Origin of the sequence: Mycobacterium sp., assembly GCF_046095365.1 — a bacterium.
Lineage (GTDB): Bacteria > Actinomycetota > Actinomycetes > Mycobacteriales > Mycobacteriaceae > Mycobacterium.
In genome coordinates, this window is sequence record NZ_JBJTJF010000133.1 from 1 (window position 1) to 9855 (window position 9855).

10 protein-coding genes and 3 pseudogenes are annotated in these 9855 nt (G+C 68.7%); 8 read left to right on the forward strand and 5 right to left on the reverse strand.

Going from position 1 to position 9855, the window contains the following annotated elements:
* Positions 1–2: 2 nt before the first annotated feature.
* Positions 3–89, forward strand: a pseudogene (locus ACKOQ4_RS10825) (hypothetical protein); the annotation flags it as partial.
* Positions 90–134: 45 nt separating this feature from the next.
* Here the strand turns inward: ACKOQ4_RS10825 and purD are convergent.
* From purD to ACKOQ4_RS10850, 5 genes and pseudogenes are all read right to left on the reverse strand, one after another.
* Positions 135–1232 (reverse strand): annotated as a pseudogene (gene purD / locus ACKOQ4_RS10830) (phosphoribosylamine--glycine ligase); the annotation flags it as partial.
* A 48-nt stretch (positions 1233–1280) separates the two neighbouring features.
* Positions 1281–1646 carry a carboxymuconolactone decarboxylase family protein gene (locus ACKOQ4_RS10835; protein WP_526291680.1) on the reverse strand — a complete coding sequence of 122 codons (366 nt, stop codon included), beginning with the start codon at positions 1644–1646 and terminating at the stop codon, positions 1281–1283.
* An 8-nt stretch (positions 1647–1654) separates the two neighbouring features.
* Complete coding sequence (locus ACKOQ4_RS10840; protein ID WP_526291662.1) at positions 1655–2521, reverse strand: NAD(P)-dependent oxidoreductase; 867 nt, start codon at positions 2519–2521, stop codon at positions 1655–1657.
* Positions 2518–3270, reverse strand: coding sequence for an SDR family oxidoreductase (locus tag ACKOQ4_RS10845; RefSeq protein ID WP_526291664.1), 753 nt, complete (start codon positions 3268–3270; stop codon positions 2518–2520). Before ACKOQ4_RS10845 ends, ACKOQ4_RS10840 begins: the two co-directional genes overlap by 4 nt.
* A gap of 10 nt (positions 3271–3280) precedes the next feature.
* A complete protein-coding gene (locus ACKOQ4_RS10850; RefSeq protein ID WP_526291666.1) occupies positions 3281–4747 on the reverse strand; it encodes an aldehyde dehydrogenase in 1467 nt (488 codons plus the stop codon).
* Between the two features lie 163 nt (positions 4748–4910).
* On the opposite strand from ACKOQ4_RS10850, the gene ACKOQ4_RS10855 reads away from it, so the two are divergent.
* The 7 genes and pseudogenes from ACKOQ4_RS10855 to ACKOQ4_RS10885 form a co-directional block, all read left to right on the forward strand.
* Positions 4911–5495, forward strand: coding sequence for a TetR family transcriptional regulator (locus tag ACKOQ4_RS10855; protein ID WP_526291668.1), 585 nt, complete (start codon positions 4911–4913; stop codon positions 5493–5495).
* A complete protein-coding gene (locus tag ACKOQ4_RS10860) occupies positions 5495–6697 on the forward strand; it encodes a cytochrome P450 (protein WP_526291670.1) in 1203 nt (400 codons plus the stop codon). The genes ACKOQ4_RS10855 and ACKOQ4_RS10860 overlap by 1 nt, the downstream gene beginning before the upstream one ends.
* On the forward strand, positions 6697–7515 hold the full coding sequence (locus ACKOQ4_RS10865; RefSeq protein WP_526291672.1) for an SDR family oxidoreductase: 819 nt from the start codon (positions 6697–6699) through the stop codon (positions 7513–7515). The genes ACKOQ4_RS10860 and ACKOQ4_RS10865 overlap by 1 nt, the downstream gene beginning before the upstream one ends.
* Positions 7512–8879, forward strand: coding sequence for a lanosterol 14-alpha demethylase (gene cyp51, locus ACKOQ4_RS10870; RefSeq protein ID WP_526291674.1), 1368 nt, complete (start codon positions 7512–7514; stop codon positions 8877–8879). The genes ACKOQ4_RS10865 and cyp51 overlap by 4 nt, the downstream gene beginning before the upstream one ends.
* Positions 8880–8890: 11 nt before the next feature.
* Positions 8891–9100 carry a ferredoxin gene (locus ACKOQ4_RS10875; RefSeq protein WP_526291676.1) on the forward strand — a complete coding sequence of 70 codons (210 nt, stop codon included), beginning with the start codon at positions 8891–8893 and terminating at the stop codon, positions 9098–9100.
* 3 nt (positions 9101–9103) lie between these two features.
* Complete coding sequence (locus ACKOQ4_RS10880; RefSeq protein WP_526291678.1) at positions 9104–9658, forward strand: nuclear transport factor 2-like protein; 555 nt, start codon at positions 9104–9106, stop codon at positions 9656–9658.
* A gap of 84 nt (positions 9659–9742) precedes the next feature.
* A pseudogene (locus ACKOQ4_RS10885) lies at positions 9743–9855 on the forward strand (alcohol dehydrogenase); the annotation flags it as partial.

A 9855-nucleotide genomic window follows, 5' to 3' on the forward strand; every position in this document is an offset into this window, starting at 1 on the left:
TGGTGCCGCTGCTGCCGGCTCAGGACTTCAAGCGGGTCGCCGATGGGGACACCGGACCCAACACCGGCGGCATGGGCGCCTACGCGCCGCTGCCCTGGCTGCCCGAAAGCGTGCGGGCGTCGATCGTGCACGACGTCGTCGCGACGCGCGGTTCCGGCGTGCAGCACGCCAACCGCCTCGGAACCGGTGATGACATCGCCCACGCGGGGCCTGCCCGGATAGTTCTCGGCGGCAAGCACCACGGTCACCGCACACCCGTCCTGCCATCGCAGCGCGGGAAAGCCGGCCAAGGCGCCGGTGGCGGTCGCATACAGCAGCACGCCTAGCGGGGACTCGAGCAGAGCCAGTACCGCCTGGGTCTCGGGATCGCCGAAGCGGCAATTGAATTCGACCACCGCGGGGCCATCCGGGGTGATGGCGAGTCCCGCGTAGAGGAGTCCCGAGAACGGGCACCCCCGGGCCGACATTTCCGCGGCCACCGGTTCGACGACGTCGTGCACGATCGACGCCCGCACGCTTTCGGGCAGCCAGGGCAGCGGCGCGTAGGCGCCCATACCGCCGGTGTTGGGTCCGGTGTCCCCATCGGCGACCCGCTTGAAGTCCTGAGCCGGCAGCAGCGGCACCACCGTGGTTCCGTCGACCAGACAGAACAGCGACACCTCGGGGCCGTCGAGGAAGGATTCCAGGAGCACCGGGTGCCCCGACTCGAGCAGTTCGGCGGCGTGCGCACGAGCCGCATCCCGGTCCACGGTGACAACCACGCCCTTGCCGGCGGCCAGTCCGTCGTCCTTGACCACCCAGGCCCGCTGACCGGCGGCCGGCCCGAACCGGTCCAGGGCGGCGTCGAGGTCGGCGGGATTGTCCACCGTCTCGCTGACAGCGGTGCGCACCCCGGCGGCGGCCATCACGTCCTTGGCGAAGGCCTTGGAGCCCTCGATGCGGGCGGCGTCCTTCGACGGTCCGAAGCAGGCGATCCCCGCGGCACGCACGGCGTCGGCGACGCCCCGCACCAGGGGCACCTCCGGCCCGATCACCACCAGGTCCGCGCGCAGTCTCCCGGCCAGACCGGTGACGTCCTCGGGTGATCCGGCGTCGACGTCGTATTGCTCGGCGACCGCGGCGGTGCCCGCGTTGCCGGGTGCGACCGCCAGGAAGTCCACGCCCGGGTCCCTGCGTAACGCTGTGAGAAGAGCATGTTCGCGGGCACCGGAACCGATCACGAGGACGCGCACGCCCAAACCCTAATTCACCGTCTTGCGCGGCGAACCGCATCGCCGGCGTCAGCCGCCGGAAGCCTTGTTGCGCCTGGCGATCACCTTCTCGACGACGGTGTTGAACGTCGAGCCGAGCGGGAAGCCGACGTAGTGGGTGATGAAGATCGCCATCTCGCGCAGTTCTTCGGCGCTGAGTTCCCCGTTCTGCAGTGCCGCGTTCACCTGGATCTCGGCCAGGTCCGGCAACCCCAGCGCGGTGACCACCGACAGCGTCACGATCCGCTTGTCCCGCATGGCCAGACCGGGCCTGCTCCAGATGTCGGCGAACAGGTGGTCGACGGTCAGCGCGAAGTAGTCGCCGGGAAGGTCCGGCATCTCCCAGCCGTACACCTCATTCATCTTGGCCAGGCCCTTACGCCGCACCTCGTCCATGTCCACGCTCACTCCTTGGTCCGGTGCGGAACGCCGAGGCCGTCGGCGAGACCGCGCATCGCGATGTGGGCCAGCGGAAGGTCGACACCCAGCGCATCTCCCAGTGCCAACGCCAGACTCAGGTCCTTCTCCCCCAGACCACGGGTGTGGGTGAAGGTGTCGTAGAGCCAGTGTCCCGGCTCGATCTCGTGGGTGTTGTCCCGAATCATGATCGCGCCGGGCCCACCGGCCTGCGCGTCGGTGTGCCGCACCACCCGCCCCAGGGCCTGCAGGTCCAAGCCGGCGGCCTCGGCCAGCCGCATCGCTTCGCACGCGGCCGCGAAAGCGGTGAACGTCAGCATGTTCCGGGCCAGTTTCATCCGGGTGCCCGCGCCGGGTTCACCGGCATGGATGACCACCGAGGCCCACTGCTTGAAGACCGGCTTGACGCGTTCGTAGACATCGCGGGGAGCGCCCACCATGGTGGCCAGTTCACCCTTCTGTGCCGCACCTGCGCCGCCGCTGACCGGGGCGTCGACGACGTGGACACCGTGCGGTGCGAGTTCGGCGGCCAGTTCCGCGGCGGTGCCGTCGGCGATGGTGGAATGGAGCGCGATGACGGTTCCCGGGGCGGTGTGAACGGCCAGTTCGGCGACCACCTGCCGCACCTGTGCGTCATCGAGCACCGTCACCTCGATCAGGTCGGCGGTCGCGACCTCGGCGAGACCGGCGGCGGTGGTCGCGCCGGCCGCGGCGAACGGTGCCATCGCCTCCGCGCGGACATCGTGGACGATCAGCCCACCCGGCCAGCCGGTCAGGCGCATCGCCATCGGGGCGCCCATGCTGCCCAGCCCGACGTAACCAAGGAGCGGCTCTGCTGTGACGGATCGGCTCATGACCGGATTATCTGTCCGCCGTCGACGTTGAAGATCTGCCCGGTGATCCAGCCGGCCTGATCGGAGAGCAGGAACAGGCACATCCCGATCAGATCGTCGGGCTGGCCGAATCGGCTCAGCGGGATGCGGGAGACGATGTCGGCCACGATCTGCTGCGGGGTGGTCGTGCGGTTGGCCTCGGTGTCGATCGGTCCGGGGGCGATGGCGTTGACCCGGATGTTCTGCCAGCCCAGCTCCCGGGCGAGCTGCTGGGTCAGGGAGTTCACACCGGCCTTGGCCAGTCCGTAGTAGTTGGCGTACAGCCAGGCGGCAGTCGAGGACTGGTTGACGATCGCGCCTCCGCCCCGCTCGGCCATCTTCTTGTACACCGCGCGGGTGCAGACCAGGGCGCCGTCGAGGTTGACGCTCATGAACCGTTTGTAGTAGTCCCAGTCCACGGTGAGCAGCATGTCCAACTTCATGCCGCCGAAGATCGCGGCGTTGTTCACCAGGAAGTCGATGCCGCCGAACTCGGCGACCGCGCGTTCGGCCATCGCGGCGGCCGAATCGGGGTCGGAGACGTCAACGCCCACGGCGACCGCCGACCCTCCGCCGCCGGCGATCCCGGCGGCCACCCGCTCGGCCCCCTCGGTGTTGATGTCGGCGACCACCACCGCCGCACCCTCGCGCGCCAGTGCCTCGGCGTAGGCCTGGCCGATCCCGCCACCGGCCCCGGTGACGATGGCCACCCTGTCGTCGAACTGTCCCACGCGGGTCTCCTTATACGGCTGTGGCAATGGTTTTCAGCTCGAGATACTCCTCGAATCCGGCTAGGCCCATCTCGCGACCGACGCCGGACTGCTTGTATCCGCCGAACGGGACGTCAGCGGAGTACCAGACCCCGCCGTTGACATTGACGGTGCCGACCCGCAGCCGGCCGGCCACCGCCCGGGCACGCCGCGGGTCGGAGCCGAACACCGTCGCCGACAGCCCATAGGGCGAATCGTTGGCGATGCGCACGGCATCGTCGTCGCCGTCGTGGGCGATCACGGTCAGCACCGGTCCGAAGATCTCCTCGCGCGCCACCCGGGCGTCGTTGCCCAGTCCGGCGATGACCGTGGGCTCGATGAAGTACCCGCGGTCGCGGCCGGCGGGCGGGCCGCCACCGCACGCAAAGCGGCCTCCCTCGGCAAGAGCCAGGTCCAGGTAGGCCTGCACCCGATCGCGCTGACGCGCGGAAATGACCGGGCCGCATATGGTTCCGGGTTCGGCGGGATCACCGGGCCTGATACCGGACATGGTCGCGGCGGCAGCCTCGACGGCCTCGTCGTAGCGGCTGCGCGGCACCACCAGACGGGTGGTGATGGCACAGCCCTGTCCGGCGTGCACGGCGGCGGTGAAGCCCGCCACCGCGCACGCGGCGGGAAGGTCGGCGTCGTCGAGGACGAGGAACGCCGACTTCCCGCCGAGTTCCAGGAAGACCCTCTTGATCGTCGCCGCCCCGGCGGCCATCACCGTCCGGCCGGTGTCGGTGGAGCCGGTGAACGAGATCATGTCCACCCGCGGGTCCGAGGCCAGCATCGCTCCCGCGGCATGGTCGCTGGAGGTCACCACATTGAGCACCCCGGGCGGAATCTCCGTGTGCTCGGCGGCGAGTTCACCCAGAACGGCCGCGCACCAGGGAGTGTCGGGAGCCGGCTTGAGGACGACGGTGTTGCCGGCCGCCAGCGCCGGGCCGATCTTCGCGAGATTGATCTGGTGCGGGAAGTTCCAGGGCGTGATCGCGCCGACGACGCCGACCGGCTCTCGGACCAGCGTGCGCGACGTCGTGATCCCCATCGGGGCGGCGACACCGAGGTCGGTGCACCACTGGTAGCCCTCGGCGGTGTCGGCGGCGAAGCCGAGATCGGCTACCGGGCCCTCGAGTTGAGCCGCCGCGGTCAGCAGGCGCGGCGCACCGGCCTCGGCGATGGTGATCTCGCGAAGTTCCTCGATGTGTTCCCGCATGGCGTCGCGCAACTGGCGGATGCACCGCACGCGCAGATCGGTGTTCGTCGACCAGTCGGTGGCGTCGAAGGCACGCCGGGCCGCGTCGATGGCGCGGCCCACGTCGTCGGCGTCGGCGTCGGCGGCGGTGCCCAGGGTCTCCTCGGTGGCCGGGTTGGTGGTCGGGAAGCGGCCCGCGCCGCCGGGCACCAACGCGCCGTCGATGAACAGATCGCTGGTGCGATCGGTCGCTATCGCCATCCGCGGCTCCCGCCCGAGTATGGACAACTGTCTGATATCGGTGGTCGAACCATAGCCGCCGAATCAGACGGTGCGCAAGAAGGTTTACCGCGGAGATTGTCGCTGCCTGCTTTTTTACCGCCGATCCTTGCGTCCGTCAGGACCGCGAACCTATGGTGGACACATGTCCAGAGAAGGTGCGGCGACCGCATCCGTCGCGGCACCGCGCCGACCGCGCCAGGAGGAGACGTTCCGCAGGCTGGTGGGCGCGGCTCTGGAGACCCTGCGCGAGTCGTCCTATGCCGACCTGACGGTGCGGGCGGTGGCGGCCCGGGCCCAGGTCGCCCCGGCGACCGCCTACACCTACTTCTCATCGAAGAACCACCTGGTCTCCGAGGTCTACCTCGATCTGGTCCGCGAGGTGCCGTTCTTCACCGACGTCAACGACACCCGGCTCAATCGCGTGCAGCAGGCGCTGCGCAGCCTTGCCCTGGTGGTCGCCGACGAACCCGAGGTCGCCGCCGCCTGCACCACCGCACTGCTGAGCAACGACGCAGCCGTGCGTGCGGTGCGGGACCGCATCGGAGCGGAGATCCACAGGCGGATCAAGTCGGCCCTGGGGCCGGAAGCAGACGCGCGCACGGTCTCGGCACTGGAGATGAGCTACTTCGGGGCGCTGGTTCACGCCGGTAGCGGGGCTTTGAACTACCGGCAGATCGCCGACCGGCTGGCATACGTTGTGAGTCTGATCCTCGACGGAGCGCGATGATGGGCGCCGAGACGGTCGAACTGACTCTCGATCCCTACGACTACGCCTTTCACGAGGACCCCTACCCCTACTACAAGCGCCTGCGCGACGAAGCGCCGCTGTACCGCAACGACCGGCTGAACTTCTGGGCGGTGACCCGGCATGCCGACGTGCACAACGGATTCCGCAACAGCACCGCGCTGTCGAACAAGCTCGGGGTGTCCCTGGACCCGATCTCGCGCACCCCGGAGGCCTACCGGACCATGTCCTTCCTGGCGATGGACGATCCCGGCCATCTGCGCCTTCGCACGCTGGTTTCCAAAGGGTTCACCCCGCGCCGGATCCGCGAGTTGGAGTCCCGGGTCCTGGAACTCACCCGCGAGCATCTCGACGACGCGTTGCAGTCCGAGTCCTTCGACTACATCGGCGACTTCGCCGGCAAGCTTCCGATGGACGTCGTCTCCGAACTCGTCGGCGTACCCCGCGAGGATCGCCGGCACCTACGCGCACTGGCCGACGCGGTGATGCACCGCGAGGACGGCGTCACCGACGTTCCGCAGTCGGCGCTCGTCGCGGCCGTGGAACTGCTGACCTACTACGCCGACATGGTCACCCGGCGGCGGCGCAGTCCCACCGAGGATCTGACGTCGGCCCTGCTGGACGCGGAGATCGACGGCGACAGGCTCGGCGACGACGAGATCATGGCGTTTCTGTTCCTCATGGTGGTGGCCGGCAACGAGACGACCACGAAACTGCTCGGCAATGCCGTCTATTGGGCCGGGTTGAACCCCGACCAGATCGCCGGCGCCTATGCCGACCACTCCCGCATACCGCTGTGGGTGGAGGAGACGCTGCGCTACGACACCTCGAGTCAGATCCTGGCCCGCGTCGTCGTCGAGGACATCGAGTTCCACGGCACCATCCTCAAGCCCGGCGAGACCCTGCTGCTGGTGCCGGGTGCGGCGCACCGCGACGAGCGGGTGTTCGACGACCCGGACACGTTCAGGGTCGGCCGTGACATCGGTTCGAAGCTGCTGAGCTTCGGCAGCGGGGCGCACTTCTGTCTCGGCGCGCACCTGGCCCGCATGGAGGCGCGGGTCGCGCTGACCGAACTGCTCGGGCGCATCCGCGGGTACGAGATCGACCGGGCCAACGCGGTGCGCGTGCACTCCAGCAGCGTGCGGGGTTTCGCTCATCTTCCGATCACCGTGGAGCGGGTCTGATGCCGCGCTTCGACCCGCACCCCGCCCGCCGGCCCGCACTGATCGCGGGCGCCTCGTCGGGCATCGGCGCCGCCACCGCGGTCGAACTCGCCGCACGCGGCTTCCCGGTCGCCCTGGGTGCGCGCCGCGTCACGAAGTGCGAGGAACTCGCCGAGCGGATCCGCAACGAAGGCGGCGAGGCCGTCGCGCTGCCGCTCGACGTCACCGACCCCGACTCGGTGACGGAATTCGCCCGGCGCGCCGCCGCGGAACTCGGCGACATCGAGGTGCTGGTGGCCGGCGCCGGGGAGACCTTCTTCGGCCGGATCCACGAGACCGGCACCGACGATTTCGAGGCTCAGATTCAGATCCACCTGATCGGCGCCAACCGGCTGGCCACCGCGGTGTTACCCGGCATGGTCCAAAGGCAAAGGGGCGACGTCATTTTCATCGGTTCCGACGTCGCGCTGCGTCAGCGTCCGCACATGGGCGGCTACGGTGCCGCCAAAGCGGGTCTGCTGGCGATGGTGACAAACCTGCAGATGGAACTGGAGGGAACCGGCGTGCGGGCCTCGGTCGTTCACCCCGGGCCCACCCAGACCGAAATGGGATGGAGCCTGCCACCGGAGTCCATCGCACCCGCGCTGGAGGACTGGGCCAGGTGGGGCCAGGCCCGGCACTCCTACTTCCTTCGCGCCGCGGACCTGGCCCGCGCTGTCGCGTTCGTCGCCGAGACCCCGCGCGGCGGGTTCGTCGTCTCGATGGAACTGCAGCCGGAGGCGCCGCTGTCCGACGCGCCCCGGGAACGCCGGCAGCTGCAGTACCCGGAGGAACCGTGACACCGGCCGGCGAGGCACGGCGGGTCTCCGGCGGCCGGGGTGAGCACGGCCACCTCGAGGAGTTCCGCACCGACCCGATCGGGCTGATGCGCCGGGTGCGCGAGGAGTGCGGCGACGTCGGCTACTTCCGGCTGGCCGGCAAGAAGGTGGTGCTGCTGACCGGCGAACGCGCGAACGAGTTCTTCTTCCGGGCCGCCGACGAGGATCTCGACCAGGCCGAGGCATATCCGTTCATGACGCCGATCTTCGGCAAGGGTGTGGTGTTCGACGCCAGCCCGGAGCGGCGCAAGGAGATGCTGCACAACTCCGCGCTGCGCGGCGACCACATGCGCAGCCATGCCAGGACCATCGAACGCGAAGTGCGCCGGATGATCGGGAACTGGGGTCCCGCCGGTGAGATCGACCTGCTGGACTTCTTCTCCGAACTGACCATCTACACGTCCACGGCCTGTCTGATAGGCCGCAAATTCCGCGAACAGCTGGACTCCCGCTTCGCCGAGTACTACCACCTGCTGGAGCGGGGCACCGATCCGCTGTGTTACGTCGACCCGTACCTGCCGATCGACAGTTTCCGGATCCGTGACGAGGCGCGGGCGCGGCTGGTCGGTCTGGTGCAGGAGATCATGAACGGCCGGATCGCCGACCCGCCGGCGGACAAGAGCAGGCGGGACATGCTCGACGTACTGGTGTCGATCACCGACGAACGGGGCGAGCCGCGCTTCTCCGCCGACGAGATCACCGGCATGTTCATCTCACTGATGTTCGCCGGCCACCACACCAGTTCGGGCACCTCGGCCTGGACGCTGATCGAACTCCTGCGCCATCCCGGGATCTACGCCGGGGTCACCCGGGAGCTCGACGACCTCTACGCCGACGGTCAGGAGGTGAGTTTCCATGCGCTGCGGCAGATCCCGAAGCTGGAGAACGTCATCAAGGAGACCCTGCGCCTGCACCCGCCGCTGATCATCCTGATGCGGGTCGCCAAGGGCGAATTCGAGGTGGAGAGCCGAGGGGGGAAATGGGCCATCCACGCCGGCGACTTCGTCGCGGCCTCCCCGGCAGTCTCCAACCGGATCGCCGGGGACTTCGCCGAACCGGACACCTTCGACCCGGACCGCTACGACAAGCCGAGGGAGGAGGACGTGCTGCACCGCTGGACCTGGATTCCGTTCGGTGCCGGCCGGCACCGTTGCGTAGGGGCCGCGTTCGGCACCATGCAGATCAAGGCGATCTTCTCGGTCCTGTTGCGGGAGTACGACTTCGAGATGGCCCAGCCACCCGAGACCTACCGCAACGACCACTCCAAAATGGTCGTCCAGCTGGCCCGCCCGGCCAAGGTCCGTTACCGCAGGCGCACGGCCTAGGAGGAAACGCGATGGGAAGCTACCGCGTCGAAGTGGACCTCGACCTGTGTCAGGGCCACGCCATGTGCGCACTGGAGGCGCCGGACCACTTCCGGGTGCCCAAACGCGGCACCGTCGAGATAGCCGACTCCGAGCCACCCGACGACGCACGCCGCGAGATCGAGCGGGCCGTCGAGATGTGTCCCACCCGGGCCCTTTTCATCATCGAGAAAGAGGACTGAACCATGGCGGCGCTACCACGCGATCAAATCGAGGACTTCGTGCGGCGGTGGCTGGATGCCAACCGCGACGCCGAGATCAAGGGCGACTGGAGCGGCCTTGCCGACTTCTACGCCGAGGACGCGACGTACGGCTGGAACATCGGCCCCAAAGAAGACGTGATGTGCGTCGGCAAGCCCGAGATCCGCGACATCGCACTGGGCCTGGAGATGGCGGGCCTGCAGGGCTGGACCTACCCCTACCAGAAGGTTCTCATCGACGAGAAGATCGGCGAGGTGGTCGGGTTCTGGAAGCAGGTGGCCTCGATAGGAGAGGGCGCCGGCGCCGAACGGCGGGAGATCCACGGCATCGGCGGCAGCTGGTTCCGGCTCGACGCGCACGGGCTCATCGAGTGGCAGCGCGACTTCTTCGACTTCGGCCACGTGCAGAAGCTGTATCTGCAGCTGATACGGGAGGGGAAGCTCTCGGCAGGCATGCAGGAACGCATTCAGCGCAGCCTGGCCGGCGAGAGGCCGCCCGGCTACTACCCGCTGGGACAGACGCCGGTACCCATCTGGTGACTCGACACCCGTCAGGTCATAGGATTGCCCGCAGGTGATCGAGAACACGTTCGGGGCCGGCCAGACCAGCAGCGGAGGTTTGCAGTGAAGACAAAAGGCGCGCTCATCCGTGAGTTCAACCAGCCCTGGACGATCGAGGAGATCGAGATCGGCGACCCGCAGAAAAGCGAGGTCAAGGTCCAGATGGAGGCCTCGGG

Coding starts and splice junctions, on each gene's coding strand:
- ACKOQ4_RS10835 (WP_526291680.1), bottom strand. CDS start 1,646: ATGGACGAGGTGCGGCGTAAGGGCCTGGCCAAGATGAATGAGGTGTAC.
- ACKOQ4_RS10840 (WP_526291662.1), bottom strand. CDS start 2,521: ATGAGCCGATCCGTCACAGCAGAGCCGCTCCTTGGTTACGTCGGGCTG.
- ACKOQ4_RS10850 (WP_526291666.1), bottom strand. CDS start 4,747: ATGGCGATAGCGACCGATCGCACCAGCGATCTGTTCATCGACGGCGCG.
- ACKOQ4_RS10855 (WP_526291668.1), top strand. CDS start 4,911: ATGTCCAGAGAAGGTGCGGCGACCGCATCCGTCGCGGCACCGCGCCGA.
- ACKOQ4_RS10860 (WP_526291670.1), top strand. CDS start 5,495: ATGGGCGCCGAGACGGTCGAACTGACTCTCGATCCCTACGACTACGCC.
- ACKOQ4_RS10865 (WP_526291672.1), top strand. CDS start 6,697: ATGCCGCGCTTCGACCCGCACCCCGCCCGCCGGCCCGCACTGATCGCG.
- ACKOQ4_RS10875 (WP_526291676.1), top strand. CDS start 8,891: ATGGGAAGCTACCGCGTCGAAGTGGACCTCGACCTGTGTCAGGGCCAC.
- ACKOQ4_RS10880 (WP_526291678.1), top strand. CDS start 9,104: ATGGCGGCGCTACCACGCGATCAAATCGAGGACTTCGTGCGGCGGTGG.